The sequence below is a fragment of the Methylothermaceae bacteria B42 genome, assembly GCA_001566965.1.
Classification (GTDB): domain Bacteria; phylum Pseudomonadota; class Gammaproteobacteria; order Methylococcales; family Methylothermaceae; genus Methylohalobius.
The window spans coordinates 72196-97786 of sequence record LSNW01000031.1; the positions used below are offsets into that span (position 1 = coordinate 72196).

Sequence of the window (25591 nt, forward strand, 5' to 3'; positions counted from 1 at the left end):
AATGCCAACCGAATATTTTGACTCCAACTCGATTGAGCTTATTCGATGCCAGGATAGAAATCCCCCCTCCTCATACCCATCTATATGGGAATGAATCAACTAAATACAAGCTGTGCAGAAAAATCATGAAAACAAGTAACCCGCTCACAATTTGCAACCCTATTCTGATTCCTTTACTCAGGTCTTCTTTTATCGTTGTGACTGGCCTATTGATTAGCGCCCTAGTGTTGGCCGATTCCACGACTCAAAATTACTTGGCTGACCAACTTACTCGGCAGCAACGAGAAATTCAGGCATTAAAGGAAAAGATGCAGGAGTTGGAAAAATTGGTGGAATCCCAGGCCAATATTATCCAGCAATTACAAAAAGAAGCATTGCCGCACACCGCTAACCATAAACCTCCCGCGTTAGCTGCCGAAACGGTGACAAAAAAAGAAACTGATGGAGTCATTTTAGAAGGCCTGAAATTTAGCGGCTTTTTTGACGTCCACGGCTATACTCGAGGCAACCGTCAACCAAAATTGACATTCGGTACGTTCGAATTGGATTTGGAATACCATCACCCCTCGCACTTTGCCATGAATGCGGCGTTGGTCTGGGATGGGGACGAAGTGACCGTGGGTACGGGCGTGGTGGACTATCACTGGTTTGGCGATCAAACTCCACCAAGGGGCCGCATCTTTTATCAAAAGGCGGTTCACATCCAGGCTGGCCGGTTTGATATCCCTTTTGGTAACGATTACCAATTTTTCGCCACACCTGACCGTATCACCCTAACGCCACCCGTCACCACCGAGTTAGTGCAAGAAGGCGGATTTAACAGCGATGGTCTTAGGCTCTACGGCACTTGGGGACTGGTGGATTTTACCGCCTACTGGGTGGATTCCCTGTACGACTCGGGGGGAACATCATTTGGCTCTCGTTTGGGACTGGGACTCAAAGAAAATCTATTTTATGTACACACCCATCAAAGTCCCCGCTCGCTTGATATCGGCGTATCCACAGTATTGGATTGGGATGAAGACAGCAACCTTGCCAATATTATTTATGGGGCCGATCTAAGCTACAGTGCCCATTTCTTCCAAGTTCTTGGGGAATGGATGTACCAGGATAACCGCGAACAAGCCTCGCAAGAGCTGGATGAAATGGCTTGGCACCTGACTCTGATCCTGGAAGCAGAACCTTGGCTAGGCTGGCCTCTGCATCCCTACTTACGCTATGGCCGCTGGGATCCGGATTATTCCTTAATCAACCTCGATGAACAAAACTTTGAAATCCACGCCCTGAGACGCTTGACAGCGGGCTTTAATTATCAACTCAACAAACATTTGGCGTTGAAGCTGGAATATTTCACCCTGTTCGGGCGTCAATCACGCATGCTTTTTGATACGAAAAGCCGGGGACTTGCCCAGTTGGTTGTGAGTTTTTGAAGGAAGGAAAGCGGTCATAATTCTTATATCTAACCCTGGAAATACCTATCGGCTTCCAGGGTTAGATAACTTTTCTCAAGCAATGAATAATAAAATCACCAGACTTTACGTCCTGTTAACTGCGTTCCTGCCGGAAGCTCACATTCATTCTCTGGAACACAACTGACTATTTCCGCTTCCAGGGTTGTTGGCGAAGTTATATTGATGGCAATTTCGATACTAGTCGTATCATCAGGGGTCACTTTGATTTGCTTCGCATTGATGGTATCGCCATTTCTTTTCCCCAGAAAAGCATCCCAAGCACTGCCTCTCCCATCTAAAGTCGCAAAAACAACCCGTTGATCGTCATGTTCATGTAACGTGGTAAACATAATGGTTTGGCCATTCAACTGAACAGCCCAAATCCCATCATAGGGTCCAGCGGCCAAGCCCCCTCTTGAAAACGGTAATGTTATTAACCCCAAAGCCAACCCTATTATTTTATGCTTCATAATCCTCTCCTCATTTAGCAGGCAAATTATTGCTTAGTTTATTAACGGAAAAGAACCAACCAAGGAACCTGAATTATCCTAACGTCAAAATAGGATATGAGCAATGCTTGAAGCAAATATTGAAAAAGGTTTGTTATGTAGTTCTTCACATAGTCAGAATATTAAGAAGCTATCTGGTTATGTTGCAACCAGTGATTTAATTGATGGAACGGCATCGGTCTGGCCATAAAAAAACCTTGGGCGATATCGCAACCCATTTCCTCAAGCAAATCCCAAGTAATCTGATCCTCCACCCCCTCCGCCACTACCGTCATACCTAGTTTCTTGCCTAGGAGAATACAAGATTCGACAATAGCTCTAGCTTCGGCATCCTCTTTCATGGCAAAAATAAAGGACCGATCGATTTTGAGCTCGGTAAAAGGAATCCGGTGGAGTTGTACCATCGATGAATAACCGGTTCCGAAATCGTCGATAGAAAGATAAAACCCTTTCATTCTTAGCCGGGTCAAAATGTCCAGCGAAGGGATCAGTTGTTCCATCAACGCGCTTTCGGTAATTTCCAGGGTGATACGGAGAGGATTTAATTGCCGCTCCTGAATCATCAAGGCAAGATGTTCCGGAAGGGAGAGATGAGTAATCACTTGAGAAGAAACATTCACCGCTAAGGTAATACTGTCAGACTCTGCCGGCCATTGACTTAACTGACCAACTGCCTGGCGTAACACCCATTCGGTTAAGTCACCAATAAGATCTTCCCTCTCTGCCAAAGGGATAAAGCATTTTGGGGGTAACAACCCTAAATGTGGATGTTGCCAGCGAACCAAGACCTCTACACCAACTAACTGTTTTCCCCGCATTTGAATTTTGGGTTGGTAGTGTAGTCGCAAGTCATCGTTATCTATCGCCTGTTGCAGCTCGTGCCGAGGCAATTCACCACATCCATCTGTTCCTGAATCTTTTTCCAAGGTGTTCGCAGACAAAGAATTGAACATTTGCTTTAATTCAGGGAAACGGACAGGTTTACAGAAAGAAGCCAGAATATTCAGGCAACTCTCCGATGCGAAGCGGCGAGCGGCATGCAATACGCTTTCATCGTACCCGCTAACCAGAATGATACCGATCTCTGCATCAAGTTCCGCAAGTTTACGAAGCACTTCCACGCCATCCATTTCAGGCATGAGCAGATCCAAAATAACCAGATTTAAATTGGGATGGCTACGGTAGAATTCGATAAACGCGCTGCCATTCTCGAAATACAGAGGATCAAAACCATCCTTGGCCGCCATCTCACAAAGAAGCTGTCCGAGTTCCGGCTCATCATCCACAATGGCTAGCATCTGCTTCATTTTTTCGTATTACTTTAAGGTTTACCTTTGAGTAAAGCAGCGATATTCAACCCTAATTCCAACTTAGTATAGGGTTTTGGCAATAGTTTCGCATCTATATACTTTATTTTATTCAGGCTCATTGTGTTCCCAGCGTGGCCAGATGTGAGCAAAATCTTGATCTCCGGACGGAGTTGTGCGGCTTGCTGCGCCAGTTGAAGACCATTGATGCCACCGGGCATCACGATGTCGCTGAACAGCAAATCGATCTCAGCGTGGGTTTTGAGCATTGTCAGCGCTTGCACTCCGTTATTCGCTTCCAGGGTTTGGTAGCCCAAGCTTTGAAGATGGGTGACTGCCAATGTCAGCAATTCAGGCTCATCGTCTACCACTAAAATTGTCCCCGTCCCGGCAGGAACCGTTTGGTTTGAATCCACTTTCGAACTCAAACAAGTTTCCGGCTCGGCTATCTGTTCAGCGCGAGGGAAATATAAGCGGAATTCTGCGCCATTGCCTGGCTGGGAAATCACTTGGATATCGCCGCCACATTGCCGGATGAACCCATAAACCATAGTAAGTCCCAGGCCGCTTCCCTTGCCCATTTCCTTGGTGGTAAAAAATGGCGTGAATATCTTGCGCCGGACTTCTTCGCTCATGCCAATCCCGGTATCCCGGATACTAATCACCACATAGTCGCCCGCCGATAGTTGAGGGTGCATTTCTTCCGAAGCCGGCAACAACGTGTAGTTGTAAGTTTCAATGATGAGCCGCCCCCCATCTGGCATCGCGTCTCGGGCATTTAGGACAATATTAAGTAATGCGTCTTCGGCTCTTGATTTATCAATATGCACCGGCCACAACGCCTCCGCCAATTGCAATTGAAAATCAATATTCGGCGTCAATGATCGTTGCAGCAGTTCAGAGAGATCGAAAATTAATGCATTCAGATCCACCTTTTCCAGTTCCCCGCTGCCGCCACGGGCAAAGTCGAGCAATCGGCGGGTCAGTTGAATGCACTTTTCTGTCGATTGTTCTATTTTCGTTAGCCACGGTCGCGCGGTAGTATCCTGCTGCAAATATTCATTGAGGAAATCAAGATATCCCAACACCACATTGAGCTGATTATTAAAATCATGGGCTATCCCTCCTGCCAACTGCCCTACCGCTTCCATCTTCTGAGAACGGTGTAATGCTTCCTCTTGGAGCTTACGTTGGGTAATATCGGTATAGACCCCCAGCACCCCGATGACCTCCCCCGCTTGGTTATACAGGGGGACCTTGCTGGTTTCTAAGGTTCTAAGACTACCATCCCTGGCCGTTAAGGGTTCTTCGTATGCTAATTTAGGCTTTTGGGTTTCCATCACACGAATATCATCCTGCCGGTAAAGCTCGGCCTGTGGCGCCCAAGCCATTTGCGAATCAAGCTTTCCTACCATTTCCTCCGGTGAGTCCAGACCGGCATCTTTAGCAAACAGCGCGTTGCAACCTAGATACTTGCTGTCTTTATCTTTCCAGAAGACCCGGACCGGGATCGTATCCAGAATGTTTTGCAGCAGCGCCTCATGTTCCTTAATTTTTCCCTCCGTGGATTTTTGTTGGGCAATGGCTTTGCGCACAACGGCAAAGGTTTTGACCATGAACCCACCCCAAAGCAATAACATCAGCAAACCTACGAAAAATAGTCGCCAGAAAAGCTGGGCATAGGTTTGATCGAGCTCTCGAGTAAGCGTATGAACCGTATGATCGTGCATGTGACGCAACTGTTCAGCCGCAAGATGGGCCTGAGTGAGTTGCTCAAGAAGCGCAGGAGAATGAGACGCCGCCTGCTGATCTAATAAAGGCCGCAGTCGCTGTTCCAATTGAAAAAAAGCCGGATCAGACTGAGGCCATTCGAACTGTTGCCGAAGCTCGCGAATTTTGTCCAGCAACAGCCCGATCATTTTAGTATTGGGATGGCTAGTCACCCCAGTGCTGGAAATAGGCAATTCAGTCAGGCCAGGCAAAATTTGAGATGCCTGGAGATAGATAAACCGGAAACTATCTAACTCATGTTGTAATTGATATAAAACGGAAATACTGGGTAAATGATAGAGACTAAGAATTTTCTCTTGCTGATTGACTGCTCGCCATTGTTGATACATCAAGGCAAGAAACAATCCAACCAATGCAAGCCCCAGAAATACCAACGTATAAATATAACGTGGCAGGCTTTCAATCCCCGGCGGGGAACTCCTGGATTTGAACATGAAATCAACTATATTTCAGAACATCATCTTGTTTCACAGGATTGCCAACAAATTCCTCTCATCCTCCAAAGTCATCATAAAAGATATTCTCCCGCTCCACGCCTAAATTGTTGAGCAGATTCAACATAGCCTGAAGCATGGGCGGGGGACAGCGCCAAGCGCACATTAAACCGCACCCGGTTACCTTCGGCCGGCGCATTGGCCATAGAGTAGGCACGGGTGGTGGGCTTTTCCACAACTGCCGAATAGCGCCACCAGTCAAAACGATCCCAAAGATCCTGAAATCGCCGGTCAATCTCGAAATCTGCAAAACGTATCCGGCGCGGCCGGGCTTCCAGCAAAATAAACTGGCCCGCGCGGAAGCGCAGCTCCGGCTGTGGCGGCAATTTAATCACTGGCTCTTTAATCAGCGGCGTCAAGTTGCGATTGGATACCACTGTCCCCTCCCAAATGTTGGATCCCAGAATTTCCGGCGGCACCTTGACCTTAAGAGGCCGCTTGACTGGAATCTGACAACTTAATCGCCAGCCTTCCTTCAGTAATCGGGAGGATAATTTTCCCTTTTCCGTCGGCAGCACCGGCCCTGCCCCTTCAACTATCAAGCGGCACTGGCCACAGGTCCCTTGCCCGCCGCATGCCGAGGGCACATGAATTCCGTGCTCCACCAACGCCCACATCAACTTGGTGCCAGCAGGTACTGTCAAAGTCAGCTCATCGTTGATCACCACGGGCACTTCGCCCTCCGGCGCCAGAAACGCTTTGGCAATCAGAATCAGTAAACTCAACAACAGAACCAAAGTAACAAAGACGGTGACGCCTATCAGTATCCGGTCCCCTTTGTCAGCAATAACGGCCAGCAGCGGTTCACTCCAGGCCATCAATTTGTCCAAAATCGGGTCGATTGCGTTCATTCGTCTTTCTCCTGTGATTTTCGCAATCGCTGCAAATAAGGACCGTAACCCTCCGGCCCCAACCAGTAACGGACCAGTTTGTCCACGCCCCGGGTGGTGAGGGTCGCGCCGGTCAAGCCATCCACATGAAATTCCTTAGAATCTGCACCTGCTTGCCCAACCCGAATGGCTACCCTCCCCTGGTCATCAAAAGCACGCTTTCCCCGCCACAATGCCTGCCAGCGCCGGCTTGTGATCTCGCCACCAAGCCCCGGGGTCTCCCCTTGCTGATAAAATGTAATCCCAGCGATATGTATCAAGTCTTGCTCCAAGGCAAGATAACCGTATAAAGTCGACCACAAACCTTTGCCGACAATCAGTAAAATTACTTTATCGAAACCGCCATTATTTTTTACTAAATATACAGGCATGACCTGAGGCCGATACTTCAGGCCAATCCGGTCCCGCGGAATGGATTCCCCATAGCGAGGATCCTTGGCGGCTTTATCGAAATCAAAAGTATCGGGATGCAGGTAATCAGGCAGACCGGTTACATCCACCTCCTGGGTGGTTTTGAAATCCACCAGTCTGCTGACGATTTTTTTCTGATAGAGCTCGAAGGGATTTTGGGCGGTATCATCTATGCCAGCTACTGCCAAAATGTTTCGAATCCGTTCAAGACGCCGGTTTTGCTGCTGGCGTTCTTCCAGCAGCACTGCCGCGGAAGTGACCACAAATGAACATACGATCGCCACCCCCAAGACAACCGCAAGCGTTTTTATGATTTGGCGCATACATTTTTTCGTTTGTTATCCATGGCTATGAATCAATATGCGGTCAAAGCCTGGCGAATACAAGCGAGAATTAATGTTATTCGCTAGCGCTTGGAGTCAATTGATTCTCCAAAAACTCCTTTAAAGCGACAGCGTTGTTATGTTCCCGGTCCGTCGCTGAGTAAAGCAAAGTAATGTTTCCCTTCTTCAAAGCCCGGAGCAAAGGCTGCCAAGCTTCTGGTTTTTCTTCAAGTTCGCCAAAGTAGCGATTTTTAAATGTCTCCCAGCGGGACGGATCGTGACCGAACCATTTCCTCAACTCATTGGATGGCGCCACTTCCTTTAGCCAGGCGTCCAACTGCAACGCCTCTTTTTTGACTCCCCGGGGCCAAAACCGGTCCACCAAGTAACGCCTTCCATCAGTGGATGCTGGAAAATCATAGATGCGCTTGATATGGATCATATTTAACCTTACTACAACCGCACCCGCCGCAGCCTCAATGCATTCAATACCACCGATACCGAACTCAAACTCATAGCAGCAGCGGCAATGATGGGTGACAGCAAAATGCCAAAGAATGGATATAAAACCCCAGCGGCCACCGGCACACCCAAAGCGTTATAGACAAAAGCAAAAAACAGATTCTGGCGAATGTTACCCATCACCGCCCGCGATAGGCGGCTGGCCTTGGCAATACCGCGAAGATCGCCCTTCACCAAAGTAATATCGGCGCTCTCCATGGCGATATCGGTTCCCGTACCCATGGCAATACCGACATCGGCTTGGGTCAAAGCCGGGGCATCGTTCACGCCATCGCCAGCCATGGCTACCTTGCGGCCTTCGGCTTGAAGGCGCTTGACAATTTCGGTTTTGTGTTCCGGCAGCACTTCGGCATAGACTTGATGGATACCCAGCTTGAGGGCGACAGCTTGGGCAGTGGTGCGGCTATCGCCGGTTGCCATGACGACTTCCAGGCCCTCATTTTGAAGGATTTTCAACGCTTCCAAAGTGGTTTTTTTAATGGGATCGGAGACGCCAATCAGTCCGCCAAGGTGATTATCGATGGCAACGAACATGACTGTTTGCCCTTCCTTGCGCAACTGCTCGGCGCGCGTTGCTATCTCATCGAGTGGAATCTGCAATTCTTCCATCAACTTGGCATTACCCAAGGCGACTTCATGCCCCCCTACCTTTCCCACTACCCCGCGCCCAGTGTGCGAGCGGAATCCTTCCACAGGCGGCAATGTCATGCCCTTTTCTTCCGCGGCGCGGACGATGGTGACCGCCAGCGGATGTTCGCTGACCCTTTCCAAGGCAGCCGCCAGCGTTAGCAAACGATCCTCATCGGTATCCGCCGCTTCAATCGTCGTCAGCCTCGGTCGGCCTTCGGTCAAAGTGCCCGTTTTGTCCACCACTACCGTATCTACTTTTTCCATGGTTTCCAAAGCCTGGGCGTCTTTGATCAGAATACCTTCCAAAGCACCACGGCCGACGCCCACCATAATTGACATCGGGGTCGCCAAGCCCAGGGCACAGGGGCAAGCGATGATCAATACCGCGACGGCATTGATAATGGCATGGGCCAAGCGCGGCTCAGGCCCCCAAAGGTTCCAGGCAATGAAGGTCAAAATCGCGACTGCGATGACAATGGGCACGAACCAAGCCGCGACCACATCCGCCAGACGCTGAATCGGCGCCCGGCTGCGTTGGGCTTCCTGGACTTGGCGGACAATTTGAGCCAGCAGCGTATCGGAACCCACCTTCCGGGCTTCTATCAACAACGTCCCCGTGCCGTTTACCGTCGCACCTACCACCTTATCGCCGGGCCCCTTCTCCACGGGGATGGGTTCTCCTGTCAACATGGACTCGTCCACACTGCTGTGACCTTCAATGACCACCCCATCCACCGGGATTTTCTCGCCCGGCTTGACCCGCAAGATATCCCCCACCCGCACTTGATCCAGCGGCACATCTTCCACGCTGCCGTGAGTTTCATTCACCCGGTGAGCCACGGGCGGCGCCAAGCCCAACAGCATTTTGATGGCCGCACTCGTCTGGCTGCGGGCTTTAAGCTCCAAAATTTGGCCCAGCAGTACCAACACGGTAATGGCAGTGGCGGCCTCGAAATAGACCGGAACCCAGCCTTCAGGCGAACGCAGAGACTCCGGAAACAAAGCAGGAAACAGCACCGCCACCGTGCTATACATCCAAGCCACGCCGATGCCCAAGGCAATCAGCGTGAACATATTCAAGCGCCGCAAGACGATGGACGCCCAGCCACGCACGAAAAAGGGCCAACCCGCCCACCACACTATTGGCGTCGCCAGCAATAATTCGGTCCATTGCAGTCGGCGGGAAGTCAAAAATTCCGGTAATGCAGAAGGCGCCAGATCGTGAAGCATGGCCAGGATCACCACCGGCAGTCCCAATACCAGGCCAATCCAAAAACGCCGGCTCATATCGGCAAGTTCGGAGCTTTCCTCCCCGGCACCTCCTGAAGACACGGCACGCGGCTCCAGCGTCATTCCGCAAATTGGGCAATTGCCAGGGACGGGACGGATAATCTCGGGATGCATGGGACAGACGTATTCGACCTTTTCCACTGCCTTTTCTGCTTTGACCGGCTCCAAGGCCATGCCGCATTTTGGGCATGATCCGGGGCCAATTTGCCGCACTTCCGGGTGCATTGGGCAAGTGTATTCTTTGGCCTCGAGGGCGTAATCCTTCTCAGGCTCTAGTGGCCTGGCGCATTCCGGGCAGAAACCGGGTTGATTGGAAGCGACATCAGGATGGGCGGGACAGCGGCAAACCGTGCAACAAACGCACCCTGGTGGGAGTGGTTCGGAGGAGGACGAACGAAAAATCCCCATCCAATCGGCGCGTAAAAAAAAGTTGTACAGGGGTACCCAGATCAGAGCAAAATACCAACCATAAGCATAACTTTCCACCAAGCCGAGAAGAAAACTTGGCCAACTCAGCCAAGAAAATCCCGGCAGCCATTTTTGCCAGTCCAAATACAGTTGATGCTCGGGAAACAGCAAACAGCAAATCACGCACAGGGTGTAGCTGATGGCAATAAACAGACCGGTTGCCTGGCCTGCCGCATGCAATGAAATCGGGCTTTTCATGATGTTTTATCTCCAGGATTAGAATCGGGCGGAATTGTTCTTTGTCTGCTTTTCGGCATACCGAAACCGCTCTCGACTCAGGGGGTTGATTCATGACGGCTTTTCTCCAGCCATTGCAATACCCAACCATAAATCACCGGTAGAATGACCAAATTCAGTACCATCACCGTGAACATCCCACCGAGCATTGGGGCGGCGATGCGCTGAGCCACATCGGCCCCGGCACCTTGACTCCACATCAGCGGTACGAGTCCGGCCATGGTGGAAATAGCCGTCATCGCCACTGGCCGCACCCGCAAGGAGGTACCTCGTTCCACTGCCTGCCAGACTTCGCCTGAACTGAGAGCCACCTTGCCAGCGCGGCGACGATTGGCTTCCTGATTGATAAAGCTGAGCACCAGTACTCCGATTTCTGCCGCCATCCCCGCCAGGGCGATAAAGCCCACCGCCACCGCCACGGAAATGTTATAGCCATTCCAATAAATCAACCAGATACCGCCAATCAGAGCGAAAGGAATGGAAATCATCACCACCACGGGTCCGCTAAGATTGCGGAAATTGAAATAGAGCAGCAGGAAAATAATCAGCAAAGTCAGAGGGACGACTAGTTTCAAGCGCGCCTTGGCCCTTTCCATATACTCGAATTGACCCGACCAGCTCACGGTGTAGCCAGGGGGAATCTTTACTTTTTCGCTCAACACCTGCTTGGCCTTGGCCACGAAGCCGCCTATGTCGGAAGTGTCGATATCCACATAGATCCAGGCATTGGGCCGGGCGCCCTCGCTTTTGATCGATGGTGGCCCACGCCGAAGCTTCAGATCGGCCACTTGGGACAAGGGAATTTGGGCACCGGTTGGCGTTGGCACCAACACCCGCTTGAGCATCTGCAAACTATCCCGGAAGGCGCGCGGATAACGCAAATTGACTGGATACCGCTCCAGTCCCTCGACGGTCCAGGTAATATTCATTCCGCCAATGGCGCTTTGAATCACATCCTGAACGTCCCCAACAGTAAGGCCGTACCGGGCCGCCTCGAAGCGGTCGATTTCGAAATCCACGTAGTAACCGCCAACGGCTCGGTCACCAAAGGCCGATAGGGTTTCCGGCAACGTTTTCATAGCCCTTTCAATCGCTTCTGAAACTTTTTGTAATTCAGTCAGATTAGGGCCAGACACCTTAATTCCTATGGGAGTTTTGATCCCGGTGGAAAGCATGTCGATGCGGGTTTTGATCGGCATGGTCCAAGCGTTGGCAATGCCTGGGAACCGGATCGCTTTGTCCATCTCCGCCATCAACTGTTGGGTGGTTTTAGAGGGGTCGGGCCATTTTTCCTTAGGTTTAAGGCGGATGGTGGTTTCTATCATCGACAGGGGGGCCGGATCGGTCGCGCTCTCGGCCCGCCCCACTTTACCGAAAACATGATGCACCTCGGGGAAGGTTTTCAAGATGCGGTCGGTCTGCTGAAGAATTTCCTTGGCTTTGGTAATAGAGACACCCGGGAAAGTTGTGGGCATGTAGAGAATATCGCCTTCATCCAGCGGCGGCATAAACTCGCTCCCTAATTTGGAAAGAGGATAAAGTGTTAACGCCAGCAATCCAGCCGCGAGCAGCAAACTGAGAATGCGGAAACGGATCGCCAACCGCAAAAGCGGGGTATGGATAGCGTGGAGCAGCCGGTTCAGCGGGTTTTTTTCTTCTGGAATCACTCGCCCGCGAATCAAATAGCCCATCATTACCGGCACCAGTGTAATCGCCAACACGGCACTGGCACCCATGGCGTAGGTGGCAGTAAAGGCCAACGGTTTGAACAGCCGTCCTTCCTGGGCCTGGAGGGTGAAGATAGGTAAAAAAGAGACAGTAATCACCAGCAAGGAGAAAAACAGTGCCGGCCCCACCTCACGGGCGGCACTGCCAATGGCTTGCCAGCGCTCGGGGAGGGTGAGCTCACCTGCTTTCTTTTCTGCCGCCTGAGCCAAGTGTTTGTGGGCGTTTTCAATCATCACGATAGCCCCATCGACCATGGTACCAATGGTGATGGCAATACCCCCCAGGGACATGATATTGGCATTAAGGCCCTGGGCCAGCATGATGATGAAAGCTGCCAATATTCCTAAGGGCAACACCAAAATAGCGACAAATGCCGAGCGCACATGGAGCAAGAACACCACACAAACCACACTGACAATGAGAATTTCCTGAAGCAAGCTATCGCGCAAGTTGTCGACCGCCCGCTCGATCAAGTCACCACGGTCATAGACTGGCACGATTTCAACACCTTCAGGGAGACCGACTTTCAGCTCCTCCAACTTTTCCCGCACTTTGCGGATGGTAGCCAAGGCATTCTCGCCAAAACGCATCACCACGATGCCACCAGCCACCTCGCCTTCGCCATTCAATTCCGCCAAGCCTCGGCGCAATTCCGGTCCCAGTTGGATATGGGCGACATCGCGCAGGCGGATCGGGGTACCGTTTGCGTCCACGCCCACCGGAATGGACCGCAGGTCATCGAGTGACTGGATGTATCCCAGCCCCCGAACCATATATTCGGTCTCTGACATTTCAATCAAGCGGCCACCGACATCATTGTTGGAACGCTGAATGGCATGCTTGACCTTGGCCAGCGGAATGTTATAGGCAAGCAACGCATTGGGGTCGACTTCCACCTGATACTGCTTGACGTAACCACCGACAGAAGCTACCTCGGCCACTCCGGGCACGGTTTGGAGGGCATAGCGCAGGTACCAGTCCTGAATCGAACGCAATTGCGCCAGATCATGGTTGCCGCTTCGGTCCACTAAAGCGTATTCATAGACCCAGCCAACCCCGGTGGCATCTGGCCCCAGGGACGGCGTTACCCCCGCTGGCAAACGGCCTGCGACGTAGTTGAGATATTCCAGCACCCGGCTACGGGCCCAGTACATATCAGTGCCATCCTCAAAGATGATGTAAACAAAGGAATAGCCGAAGAAGGAATAGCCCCGCACGACTTGAGCCTTGGGCACCGCCAGCATGGCAGTGGTCAAGGGATAGGTGACCTGGTCCTCGACCACTTGGGGCGCTTGGCCAGGGAATTCCGTGAATACAATCACCTGAACATCGGACAGATCGGGAATAGCATCCAGGGGGGTATTCTTCAAACTCCAAAGCCCCGCCGCCAATAATAATCCCGCGGCAATCAGTACCAGCAGCCGGTCACGAAGCGAAGCATTGATCAATCCTTCAATCATGGCGACCTCCCTGTGGCATTGCTTTCATCTTATCAGCGCCCATGGTGTTATCCATTTTCATCGGCATGGGCTTATGTTCACGACCATTGTGTGCGTTGCTGGCGGGTGTGTCCGGGAGGTCTTCGCGGCAGGTATGCCGCGACGAAGCTTCCAGGGAAGGATTCACAGCGTCCTCCCGGACACACCCGCCAGCAACGGATTGCCCCGGCTCCCTGAATTTGAGCATGGCCTCCCTCAATTTAGATTCAGAATCAATCAAGAATTGACCGGAAATCACCACCTCTTCACCTTCCGACAAGCCGGCCAAGACCTCGACCATGCCATTGGAAGGCACCCCCAGGACCACAGTCCTGGGTTCAAACCTGCCCTGGCCTTTGACAACAAACACGTGATCCTTAAGGCCCGTGCGCACCACTGCCTCGGTCGGAACCGCCAAAACTGCCTTCTTCGGCCGGGTGTGGATGGTGGCATTGGCAAATAGCTCGGGGCGGAGCACCAAATCGGGATTGGCAAACTCTAGCCGAACCTTAACAGTGCGGGTCTTGGCCTCGGCATAGGGATAGACATAGACGACCTCGCCCTTGAACACCCGGCCGGGCACGGCAATCAAGCGGATCTCCGCAGGATCGCCCACCTTGACCCAAGGCAGTTCATATTCATAAATATCGGCATAGACCCAGACCTTGCGCAGATCCGCCACCATGTACAATTCCGTCTGAGGAGTCACATACTGTCCTTCGCGCACGCCGACATGAACCACATACCCATCCACCGGCGAGTGAATGTGCAGGTTTTTCATGATTTTTCCGCTGCGTTCCAATTCCCGGATCTGATGAGCGGGAACATCCAGTAATTCCAACCGTTCCCGAGAGGTTTTCACCAACTCCCGGGCGCCGTGGCGGATATCCCTAAAGGGGCTATTTTTCAGGGCTTTCAGGCTCTTGAGCGCCAACAAGTATTCCTGCTCGCTGGCGACTAACTGGGGGGAATAGAGACTCAAGAGCTCATCATCCTTGGCGACAGATTCCCCGGTTTCGCTGATAAAGAGTTTTTCCACCCACCCCTCCGTCTTGGGATGGAGTCGTGCCAGTAGATCTTCATCGTAGGTCACTCGGCCAACGGTATGAATTGGATTGGAAAAATCCCGCCGTACCACTTTAGTCGCGCGCACACCAATGGTCTGCACAACGGTGGGGTCGACAACCACGGTGCCAGACGGGCCGCTGGTCTCTACCGAAGCACCGGGACATCCCGGTGGATAAACAGGCACATAATCCATCCCCATCTCATCCTTGGCCGGGGTCTTGGAAGTGATAGAAGGATTCATGGGATGGCGGTACAACATGGGTTCGCATTCGCTCTGTTTTGCCCCTGTCTCCGGGGAAACGTTTGGCGAACGCAGGCTTCCAAGCCAATAGCCTGATCCCACCCCTAAAGTCAACGCCAGCACAATGATCAACTTAATTGGCATCGAGTGTCCCCTTTTCTTCCGTTATCACAGGTTTTCCCACCGCGGCTTTCAGTTTCGCCAAAGACTGCCGGGCCTCTGCCAGCGTCTTCCAGTATTGAATTTCGTAGTTATAGAGGGTCAGCTGAGAACGCACCAAGTTGAGAAAATCCACCTTATTGACTTGGTAACCAGCCAACATCGAGGCGACTGTTTGGCGCGCCTGGGGAATGATGCCCTTGTCAAACAAGACCACTTGGTTGCGGGCGCGGTGGTAATCGGCCAGCGTCGCCGAAATCTCGGAGCGCACACGGTTCCAAGTGTCTTGCCATTGGAATTGATCGCTCAGTAATTCACTCTGGCGCTGATCCACGGCTTTGGCCTGTTTGGTGGCAAAGTAAAGGGGCACATTCATGCTCAACTTCAAGGTCAAAAAATCGGGGCGGCTCGTGCCATTGGGATTCTGGCCGCTGCGAAAACCGTGAAAGGCGCCAACCTTGAAGTCTGGCAAAAAGTCTTTTTTCGCCAATTTAACGCGGCTCCGGGCCGCTCGAATCTGCTTGTCAATCCTGGCCAACAGCGGCCGCGACTGCTGAGCGATAACAAACAATTCCGCCTCTGGCGGGCTTTCGGGCAGGTTTCGATCTGCTTGCCTGGGGAGCAATAGAGAGGCATTGGCGGGATAATCCAGCAATGCATTCAACTGGGCGGCGTCTTGCGCTCTCAAACCAATCAATTGCAACTCCTGGTCCAGCAGACGCGACAATTCCAATTGCGCCAGCAACACATCCTGTTGCAGCCCTTGGCCCACCTTATATTTGGTCTGAGCGATTTCAACGAATTGGCGCAGCAAATCCTGATTGGCGGCAATAATTTCCAACGCCCGATCCAGATAAAATACCCGCCACCATAGAACTGCCACGTCACGCAGCAACCTTAGTCGCCATTCCGCCACGTCATCCCCAGCCGCTCTGGCTTCCCACTCGGCAGCTTCTTCCTTGAGCTTCAATTTGCCAGGAAAAGGCAACGCTTGGCTGATCCCAAACTGCAGTTGGGTCATCGCTTCCTGAGGAATATCAAACGTATCCACCGGCAGATTGAGGGCATTAAAACTCACTACCGGGTCTGGCAGGCTACCCGCTTGTGGGGGAACGGCCTTGAGCGCTTGATAACGGGCACGGATGGCCGCCAATGACGGGTTGGCGCTTTCCGCCTGCCGTAATGCTAACGCAAGGGTTAACGGATTTTTCTCAGCCGTGCTTGGAGGGGAGGAATCAGCCGCGACCACCGCGGCTTGCAGCACTAGGCTAAGGCATAACAACCATTTTGGGAACATGAATCACCTCGCATGGAACAATCAACCCGGTTTGCACAGCGTGCAAACCAGTCTTGACACCGGCTAATGCCGGTGGGATTGTCAAGCGAGGATTCGGGGAGGCCTTCCCGGTGGAGGAAAGGTGGAATTTTGAAAGGAAGTGACGTAGAACTCAGGTATCTTACCTGAAGCGATAAAACCGGTAGCTATTTCAGCCGCCGCAATGATTGCCGGCACACTACAGCCACCGTCTCCGCAAGAAAAAAACGCCGACAGACACAAGGAACACGAATGCGTGCAATGGTGGCTATCTGTCAACGCTTTGACCTCGGGTAATTGCACGGATGCTTCAACCGATTGCATGTCAACAGCGAAAGATTGGCCCATGCCCGCTGCCGCCGACAGGGAAACCAGCCAAAACGCCATCATGCAAAAACAAACTCGAAGAAGCATTAAATCATCGGTCCATGAATCAACTTGATTGCTCAAACCTAGCAGACAACTAAATCAGAAGCAACCAGCAATCACTTATATTGCAATTTTTCTTCGGCTTTTACCTGGCCGCCAACGCCGCGGTTTTGAGCAAGTCGAGCAGATCAAACACTCTCGCCAGGTATTGATCATGGATTTTCATCTTGCTTTCTCCGCGCCCTTTGAGTTCGTTGCCCAGCTTGCCAATGAATTTTTCCAGCCGGCGGCGGTGCATCCCTGTGACGGCAAGCAGTGGATCGACTATCACCCCGGCCAGGGTGGAAACAACCGCCAAAGCAGCCATGACCGCCCCGGTGGAAGCGACAATCAGGCCCGTGGAAGCAGTAACTGGAAATACTGAATAATACCAAGCCCCCAGAGTGGGGCCGAGCCAAAAACCGGAGACCGCCAGGTGATGGGCAATCACACCCGCCAGAGCGCTGCCACCTGCCACTGCGCCGGGCGTCGCCTGATGAAAAGTGGCATAACCTGTCGCCAGGGTAATGATACTGGTGGCCAAGTCCGCGGCGGCGGTGCGGGCAATGGCTAGTTGAGACAAATTATGCTCGAGGGTGGTTTTAAACCTGGGAGAACCCACCTTGCCATGGATGATTTCCAAATAACTCTCACAAACCGCCGCCAACTCAGGTTCCGATAAAATTTCCGCCAACAACACATCCCGTCGGGATTCACGTTCCCCATCCTGGTAGGGCAACTCCAGCAATTCAGTGTATATCAACCATTTCACTTCCCGCTGAACATCGGTTTCAAAACCCTGGGGCAGTTTCTCCAATTTATCCGCCAGTCTCTCAGCACCCAGTTTCCGGCCAAGACTTGCCAGGGCCTGGGCCCCCAGTGAAGGCACTGCCCAGACAATATTCAACGGCGCCCGGTAAAGGTCTTTCCCCAACGCTTTGCGGTGCAGTTTCAGCGCGCCTTTTACGGAGAAATACTTATCCACGAACCCGGGAACCCTGGCATTGCGGGATTGGATATAGCGTTCAATGCCACGGTTGACAGCCTGTTCCACCAGGCGGGAATCCAATGACGGGACTGACTTTGCGTCAAGGGTGATGTCTTTCATGTCCTTTAGACACAAACCACTTAGGAACGATCCTTGTTACTCGTCGCGGGAACCCTTGCGGCGGTTGATCACATATCCGGTAATCGGCGCGCTGAACGGCAATAGCAACATTCCCGGCAGCCACAATACTTGACGGCGCTGGCGGATGCCGTGAATTCCGATAGTCATGCGCTCATGACCCCGGCGCGGCTGGGCCCGGTAAGTTCCCAGCAACCGGTCCCACCAGGGCAAGTTAAAACCAAAGTTGCAATTGGCTTCGTCGTCGGCGATCGAATGATGCACCCGGTGCATGTCCGGCGTCACAATCAGCCAGCGCAGCACCCGGTCCAATGCCGCCGGCAGGCTAACATTGCCATGGTTGAACATGGCAGTGGCGTTGAGCAGCACCTCGAAGAGCACCACCGCCACCACCGGCACCCCCAGCAGCACGATGGCGGTAGCCTTGATCCCCAGGGAAATCAGAATCTCCAAGGGATGAAAACGAATGCCGGTGGTAACATCGAAATCCACATCGGCATGGTGAACCCGGTGCAGGCGCCACAGGGCCGGCAAGGCGTGGAACATGACGTGCTGCAGATAGATGATCAGATCCAGAACCACCACCGCAATCATCACCTGCCCAAGCGGCGGCATCGATAGCATTCTCAGCAACCCCCACCCCTGATGCTCGGCGAAGGCGGCAACGCCAACCGCCGCCATGGGAAACAGCAGCCGCACCAGCAAATTATTGATGAGCGCCAACCCAAGATTGTTAAGCCAGCGCATGGGCCTGGGATCGCGCCACTGCCGCCGCGGCAATAGGGTTTCCCATAGAATCATCAAGACCAGCACCAGGGCAAAGCAACCCAGGCGAATAAAAATTTCGTGGCTTAGAATCCAGTCTTGCCAAATAGGCATCGGGTTCTCAAATCAGGATGGCAAAGTTTTAGCGCTGGACCGGAATACGGTTATCAAACACATTTCACACCATTCCGCCGCGCTGTGGGACCGGATAGAGCATCTTCCCGCCCTATTCGGCTTTTCTATCATAGCATCCTTATGCCCTATGAGTATCTTCCAATGACATACGAGCCTGAAGGGAGGGCGTAATTCCAACGTATAAAGTGGCATCAGCCATTTTGCCAATTTCAGAGCCTGACAATAAGACTTTCTCGTCAGCCTTAGTAAGTCACTCGAATCAAATTGACCCCATCAACAACTGCATCAGCCGCTTAGAGTCAACGCTTTCACCACTTAGCGCCATTGCCAGTAATTCACCACCCAGCACCGGCGGCGCAATCACCATATTGGGTTTGACGCGGCGAATGCGTTTGAGATTGCGGGCATCATTGATAGCAGCAACGGTTTTCACTTGCCCTAATTCCTTGGCCGCCAAAACAATAAAGGCATTTTCAGAGTCATCATCGGTCAACGCCAAAATGGCTTTAGCCTTGTCACCCCCTGCCAGGCGCAGTATTTCCAAGTCGCTGCCATCACCAACCACAACGTCAAGATTGGCATACTGACTGCTCTCCGGCTCCCGCTTCAAAATAAAAGTGACATGCTCACCCCGCTTGCAAAGCTCCTGAAAAGTGTTGTTCGCCAACGCGCTTGCGCCAACGATGATGTAGTGATCTTTCCGTTGCACTTGCTTTTTCCTCCCTTGGAACAAGTTTTCTAGATGGCGGTTGATGAGAGGGACAATAATCGCCCCGAATATGGTCGCGGCTGCAACCATGCCAGCACTAATTAGGGAAATCAGGAACAGCCGCGCCTGCGGGGATTTAGCGACAATATCCCCATAGCCCACCGTCGAGAGCGTCTCAATCGTGAAATATAGCGCTTGATCCAGGGTATGGATAGGCGGCTGAAATAGATCCCCCAAAATATAACTGCCAATGACACCATAGCCAACCAGCACCAACAGACTCGTGGCGGAAAACAGCGTGGCGGTCGCCAGGCTGCTGCGGTCAAACCAACGATAACTCAGCAAAAGCGCCAAAAGTAATATCACGCTGTAAGGAAGCAACCATTCGTGCGGACCTTCAGAAGGCTGGAAAAAAAGAATGGCGATTCCTGCCAATAACGCCAGTACTGTAGAGCTCCACGCCAGCCGGGAACGCAGCAAAAGACCGGCAGACATCACCAACAGGAAAATCCCGACGGCGATTTGTGGCAGCCCTGACAAGCCAACATTGACCAAATTCAAGGTTAATGTCGTCAGCGTTTGGGAAAAAAAGTGCAGCCCTAAAGCATGGATCAGTGGTGGTAATACATGCACGGCTCCCAACAATCCTACCCCGAGCGCCAATGGCAGATGGGGAACCCAGCGTGCGAACTTAATTACCCCAAACCTTGAAGAGTTGACACGTCGAATTTTTTTCAAAATCCAAGCCATAGAAATAAAAGTGTTACGTATCGCCTTCCCCAAAATATTAAAGGTTGTTCCATAGGTAGAGGTGTTGACAACGACAATAGCCTGTTACGCGGGATTAAACGTGTAAACGCTATAAAATTATCGCTTAAGTCATCCCTTGTATTTCAAACCATTAGCCACAAAATAAAAAAGCAAGGACCAGTTTGCCATCAATCGATGACTTTAGCGTCGATCTTTTTGGATATAGTAGTCGTGTCATAGCAACTTTCTCGATAGGGGGAGACGATGGTTTGGGGAAAGCGCCGCAAGCAGAATACCAGAATCCATACCGATCAGTTACTTGATACCAATCTAAATACCGGCCTGACCGAAGCCGAAGCCCGCCAGCGGCGCGAGATTTTCGGGCCCAATGAAATCCCAGAAAAAGAACCTTCCTTTTGGTACCGCCTTTTCAAGCGCTTTTGGGGACCGATTCCCTGGATGATTGAAATCGCCGCCCTCCTATCGGCCTTAGTGCATAAGTGGGAAGACTTCGGCATTATCGTCACCCTTTTGTTGGTCAACGCTTATATCGACTTTCGTCAAGAATCCAAAGCCATCAGCGCCCTCAAAGTGCTCAAGCAAAAGCTTTCCAAGACCGCTTTAGTGCTGAGGGAAGGACATTGGCTATCGATTCCAGCCCGTGAACTGGTGCCTGGCGATGTGGTCAAGCTCAAGATCGGCGATATCGTCCCTGCCGATATCCAGCTCAAAGAAGGCGAATATATACTCCTGGATCTATCGGCTTTGACCGGTGAATCCCTTCCCGTGGAAAAGAAGCCTGGCGATTTAGCCTATAGCAACGCCGTGGTAAAAGCCGGAGAGATGGTGGGTATCGTTACCGCTACCGGCCTCAATACCTATTTTGGCAAGACAGTAGCCTTAGTAGCCAAGGCTGAACGAGAGGAACGCAGCCATTTCCAACAAGCGGTGATGACCATCGCCAATTTCCTTATTGTTATCACTATAATCCTAGCCCTAATCATTCTAGCAGCCGCTTACCGTCATCACGACCCGATGATGGAAATGTTGCGCTTTACCCTGGTGCTAGTAGTCGCGTCGATTCCAGTGGCTCTACCAGCAGTATTGTCTGTCACCATGGCGGCTGGGGCGCTTAGGATGGCACGCAGAAATGCGGTAGTCAGCCGGTTGGCGGCAATCGAAGAAATGGCTGGCATGGATATTCTCTGCAGCGATAAAACCGGCACCTTGACCCAGAACCGCATGGAGATCACAGAACCGGTCACCTACCACGTTTATCAACTCGATGACTTATTACACTACGCTGCCTTGGCCAGTAGAGAGGAAAATCAGGATCCACTGGAAGTTCCCATCTTCCGTAAAGTGGAGGAAATGGGCCTTAAAAATCGACTGACGGCCTGGCAACGGCTTGAATTCATCCCTTTTGATCCAATCCGCAAACGCACTGAAGTCTCCGTTATGCGCAATGGCGAGCATCTTAAAGTGGTCAAAGGCGCGCCTCAAGTGATATTTGCTCTATGCGAACGGGTCAATCACCACGAAGAAATACTTGAAACCGCTCAAGATCAAGTGGAAGAGTTTGCCGAGAAGGGTTACCGCACTATTGCCGTGGCTATCAGCCGCGACGGTGGTGAAAGCTATGAATTGGTAGGGCTGCTGCCTTTTTACGATCCCCCGCGGGAGGATTCCGCACCCACCATCGCTGAAGCCCGAAAACTCGGCGTCAGCGTCAAAATGGTTACCGGCGACAACGTTGCAATCGCCCGTCAAATTGCCCGCATGTTAGGCATTGAGGGGGAAGTTTATGATGTCAAGGAATTCCACGCAGGCGCCGAACGCGAATTAATGCTGGTGGCCCAAATCGTCACCGAAACCCTCTTTTCAGAACTCAAGCCCGACGCTACACCACGGGAGATCCACCGTGCTGCCCGCAAGGTGTTGCGTAATCTTGAAGAAGCCCTGGTCAAGACCGAAGCCCAACGCGAACTGGTGCGCAAGCACGAATCGGAAATCATCGCCCTGATCGAAAAGGCGGGCGGGTTCGCCCAAGTATTCCCCGAAGACAAATATTTTATTGTCGAAGAATTGCAAAAGGCCAACCATATCGTGGGCATGACGGGCGATGGGGTCAACGATGCGCCAGCCTTAAAAAAGGCCGATGCCGGCATCGCGGTTTCCGGCGCCACCGACGCCGCCCGCGCGGCCGCCGACGTCGTGCTTTTGGAGCCTGGGTTATCGGTGATTGTCGAGGGCTTCAAGGTCGCTCGCCGTACCTTCGAGCGCATGAAAGCCTATACCATCTATCGGATCAACGAGACTATCCGGTTGATTCTTTTTCTAACCCTGGCGATCACAGTGTTCAACTTTTATCCGGTCACCGCCATTATGATTATCATCTTGGCGCTGCTCAACGACATTCCTATTCTTGCGATTGCCACAGACAACGTCAAACTAGCGGAAAAGCCAGTTCGTTGGAATTTCATCGAGGTATTGGGCATAGCCACGCTGATGGGTATTTTAGGCTTGGTTTCTTCGTTCCTGGTGCTTTTTGTGTTGGTTCACTATTTTCAATATTCGATGGATTTCATCCGCTCGGCCATCTTTCTCAAGCTGGTAATTGCAGGTCATAGCACGATTTTCATTACCCGCAGTTATGACCGCTTCCTATGGACACGCCCTTTTCCCTCCTTGGCTGCTATTGGCCGCCAATCTTTCTACCGGTATCATCGGCGTGCTGATGGCCGTCTATGGCTGGTTCATGACCCCGGTGGGTTGGGATTTCGCTCTATTCTTTATGGCCTACTATTTTGTTTGGATGCTCTTTATCGACGCTATGAAAGTGGGGGCTTATAGGGTTATGCGCCGTCGCGGCTGGGTGGAATAAGTCACTGTCTCGATATTCAATCTACTTGAGCCTTCTCGATGGCCTCTGACAAATCCTCCATGAAACGGGCGGCGTCGGCGCCGGCAAGGACTCGGTGATCGCAGCTGACCGTCAAAGCGCAGCGCCCGGCTTTGTCTGCGGCGGCAACCGCAATAATGGCGCTGGCGCCCAAAGGGACGATGGCGTCAAACCAAAGCACCCGGGGGAAAACCCCTAGATTGGAAAGATAAAAACTGGCGCCTTCATAGTCACCCGGCTGTAAACGGCGGCGTTGGGTTTTATCTTTGAGAATGCGCCAGTCTTCGGCCAATTCTTCCAAAGGGCGGTCCGCCACGTCCCGTAGGACCGGGGAGATCAAACCATCGGGGGTATCCACGGCGATGGCCACATCCACTTGTTTGCGCCAGGCAAGCCCTTTGGGCGTCCAAGCGGCATTGACCAGCGGGTGCTTTTGCACGGTGCTGGCACAAACCCGGGCCATCAATAATGTTAAAGAAAGCTCCCGCTGTTTGGCCAAATCATGAAGGTTTTTCAATTGCACCCGGGTGGTCAGCTGAAACATAGGCGTTGATGTGGTGGCGGCCATGTTCTCGGCAATTTTCTCCCGGAGACCGGAAGGCCGTTTAATTTCATAGTCGGCGCTGTAACGCAAATCGGGCGCGGGCGCCGACAAGGCTGCGGCAAGCACCTGACCTGCACGGATAACGCCATCGGTACCAGGCGCAAGTGTCTGCGGATCGATATTCAATTCCTGGGCCAGCTCCCGCGCCAGTGGCGTCATCCCACCGCTTACTGTTGGACGGCCTGAAAACGCAGCCTGTAACACCGGCGATGATGCTGGGATAGTTTCAGGATGAGAGGGGGGTAGAAGGGTGCCAGGACTGGTCTCTGACTCAACCTTGGGTTGCGCTTCTTCGGCGGCAGGCGCCGGTACTGCCGCTTCTGAAGTTGTGACGGAAGGGGTGGGAGGCGATGAGGGTATTGTCTCGGGCTGGGGGGCTTTGGCAAGGGTTTCTTCGCGGCTATCGGCAATCCATCCGATGACTGTTTTGACTGGAATATCGCTGTTTTCCTGGGCCAAGGGACCGGCTAAAAATCCGTCCTGAAAGGCTTCCAATTCCATTAATGCCTTGTCTGATTCCACTTCGGCGATCACCTCCCCTTTTTTTATGGAATCCCCGGGTTTTTTCAGCCAGCGAACCAGGCGCCCGGTTTCCATCGTGTCAGAGAGTACCGGCATGGTAATTGGGTGCTTCATGGCTTGATCCTCACTTCAGCAGTTGCTTGGCAGCGGCAACAATATCTTCAACTTGGGGAATCGTTTGTGCTTCCAGCCTTCCGTTATAGGGCGTCGGCATGTCGAGCCCGCCCAAGCGCAGAGGGGCGGCTTCCAGTTGGGTAAAACAGCGTTCTGTTAACGTTGCGGCAATTTCAGCGCCAGCGCCGGCGAAGCGGCAATCTTCCTCGACAATCAATACTCGGTGGGTACGGGCGACAGATTCTACGCAGGTATTCCAATCGATAGGCGAAAGACTTCTCAGATCAATCACATCTGCATTGACCCCCTGTTCAGCCAGTTTCTCCGCAGCCTGCTCGGCCAGCACCGCAATCTTCGAGTAAGCGATGATTGTCAAGTCCCGTCCCTGGCGGCGGAGAAGCGCGCGATGAGGTAGCGGCGGAGGCAAAGTTTCGTCCACCGGCCCTTTGCTGAAATAGAGCAGTTCATGCTCAAGGACGATCACCGGCTCATCACTGAGGACCGCCTGTTTGAGCTGCCAGTAGGCATCCTGGGGTGTGGCTGGCACCACAATGCGCAGTCCGGGCACGTTCATCAAGGTGTGCTCCAAGCGCTGGGAATGTTGGGCCGCCAACTGTTTGGCCACCCCACCGGGCATCCTCACCGTCAAGGCCATGGGAAAAGCGCCACCGGACATAAACGGAACCTTGGCGGCCATATTGATAAGGGCGTCAAGCGCCAGCAAAGCGAAGTTAACGGTCATGATTTCCACCACTGGACGCATGCCCATCAGGGCCGCGCCCACCCCCAATCCGGTGAAGCCACCTTCAGAGATCGGGGTATCGCGCACCCGCCATTCGCCATATTTGGCATACAATCCTTCAGTGACCCGATAGCTGCCACCGTAGAGACCCACATCTTCGCCCAGGATAAAGACCGCCTCATCCACTGCCATCAATTCGTCAAGCGCTCGGTTGAGTGCCTGCCAGTAAAGCATCTCTTTCGCCATTGGAGGTCTCCTAGCCCGAATATTACACTAGTATCCCGGATGATGGCGCCGGACAGGTGCAACTGGACGCCGGGCTGGACTGACCAAATCGCCGGGAGCGATTTGGAACAGCTTTGCTGGCCCCGTCAGGGGCGTAGGGCAGGACGCCCGGAGTAAAGGCATAGCCGTAGCTATGGCTTGAAGGAAGCCCAAGTCCAGGGGTGCCTGGACAAGCCAGGGCCGGGATAGGATTCGGGCCGGGAACAAATTGTACTTC

At 52.5% G+C, this 25591-nt stretch carries 16 protein-coding genes and 1 pseudogene; 2 read left to right on the plus strand and 15 right to left on the minus strand.

The genetic code is table 11. The features are described from left to right. The first annotated feature begins 125 nt into the window (after positions 1-125). Positions 126-1430, plus strand: a complete 1305-nt coding sequence (locus tag AXA67_10430) for a hypothetical protein (protein KXJ40268.1) — start codon at positions 126-128, stop codon at positions 1428-1430. Positions 1431-1525: 95 nt separating this feature from the next. On the opposite strand, the gene AXA67_10435 is transcribed toward AXA67_10430, so the two are convergent. The 13 genes from AXA67_10435 to AXA67_10495 form a co-directional block, all read right to left on the minus strand. Next, complete coding sequence (locus AXA67_10435; GenBank protein KXJ40269.1) at positions 1526-1921, minus strand: hypothetical protein; 396 nt, start codon at positions 1919-1921, stop codon at positions 1526-1528. Between the two features lie 161 nt (positions 1922-2082). Next, positions 2083-3258 (minus strand): hypothetical protein, encoded by a 1176-nt coding sequence (locus AXA67_10440; GenBank protein ID KXJ40270.1) that lies wholly within the window; start codon positions 3256-3258, stop codon positions 2083-2085. A gap of 23 nt (positions 3259-3281) precedes the next feature. Further along, positions 3282-5492, minus strand: coding sequence for a hypothetical protein (locus AXA67_10445; GenBank protein ID KXJ40271.1), 2211 nt, complete (start codon positions 5490-5492; stop codon positions 3282-3284). 74 nt (positions 5493-5566) lie between these two features. Beyond that, a complete protein-coding gene (locus AXA67_10450) occupies positions 5567-6403 on the minus strand; it encodes a hypothetical protein (protein KXJ40272.1) in 837 nt (278 codons plus the stop codon). After that, complete coding sequence (locus AXA67_10455) at positions 6400-7176, minus strand: hypothetical protein (GenBank protein ID KXJ40273.1); 777 nt, start codon at positions 7174-7176, stop codon at positions 6400-6402. The genes AXA67_10450 and AXA67_10455 overlap by 4 nt, the downstream gene beginning before the upstream one ends. Positions 7177-7252: 76 nt before the next feature. Further along, positions 7253-7618, minus strand: a complete 366-nt coding sequence (locus AXA67_10460) for a hypothetical protein (protein ID KXJ40274.1) — start codon at positions 7616-7618, stop codon at positions 7253-7255. 11 nt (positions 7619-7629) lie between these two features. Next, positions 7630-9843: a copper-transporting ATPase gene (locus tag AXA67_10465; GenBank protein ID KXJ40402.1), complete on the minus strand. Its 2214-nt coding sequence runs from the start codon at positions 9841-9843 to the stop codon at positions 7630-7632. A gap of 518 nt (positions 9844-10361) precedes the next feature. Then, complete coding sequence (locus AXA67_10470; GenBank protein ID KXJ40275.1) at positions 10362-13511, minus strand: cation transporter; 3150 nt, start codon at positions 13509-13511, stop codon at positions 10362-10364. Continuing rightward, positions 13504-14982 carry an efflux transporter periplasmic adaptor subunit gene (locus tag AXA67_10475; protein KXJ40276.1) on the minus strand — a complete coding sequence of 493 codons (1479 nt, stop codon included), beginning with the start codon at positions 14980-14982 and terminating at the stop codon, positions 13504-13506. The genes AXA67_10470 and AXA67_10475 overlap by 8 nt, the downstream gene beginning before the upstream one ends. Beyond that, a complete protein-coding gene (locus AXA67_10480) occupies positions 14972-16294 on the minus strand; it encodes a transporter (GenBank protein ID KXJ40277.1) in 1323 nt (440 codons plus the stop codon). The genes AXA67_10475 and AXA67_10480 overlap by 11 nt, the downstream gene beginning before the upstream one ends. Before the next feature lie 532 nt (positions 16295-16826). Beyond that, positions 16827-17828, minus strand: a complete 1002-nt coding sequence (locus AXA67_10485) for a hypothetical protein (protein ID KXJ40278.1) — start codon at positions 17826-17828, stop codon at positions 16827-16829. A gap of 36 nt (positions 17829-17864) precedes the next feature. Continuing rightward, positions 17865-18725 carry a fatty acid hydroxylase gene (locus AXA67_10490; protein KXJ40279.1) on the minus strand — a complete coding sequence of 287 codons (861 nt, stop codon included), beginning with the start codon at positions 18723-18725 and terminating at the stop codon, positions 17865-17867. 280 nt (positions 18726-19005) lie between these two features. Then, on the minus strand, positions 19006-20205 hold the full coding sequence (locus tag AXA67_10495) for a hypothetical protein (protein KXJ40280.1): 1200 nt from the start codon (positions 20203-20205) through the stop codon (positions 19006-19008). A gap of 264 nt (positions 20206-20469) precedes the next feature. Here AXA67_10495 and AXA67_10500 point away from each other — a divergent pair. After that, a pseudogene (locus tag AXA67_10500) lies at positions 20470-23089 on the plus strand (metal-transporting ATPase). A gap of 16 nt (positions 23090-23105) precedes the next feature. Here the strand turns inward: AXA67_10500 and AXA67_10505 are convergent. Both AXA67_10505 and AXA67_10510 read right to left on the minus strand, forming a co-directional pair. Beyond that, a complete protein-coding gene (locus tag AXA67_10505) occupies positions 23106-24347 on the minus strand; it encodes a hypothetical protein (protein ID KXJ40281.1) in 1242 nt (413 codons plus the stop codon). Between the two features lie 10 nt (positions 24348-24357). After that, on the minus strand, positions 24358-25335 hold the full coding sequence (locus AXA67_10510) for a pyruvate dehydrogenase (GenBank protein KXJ40282.1): 978 nt from the start codon (positions 25333-25335) through the stop codon (positions 24358-24360). Between the last annotated feature and the right edge of the window lie 256 nt (positions 25336-25591).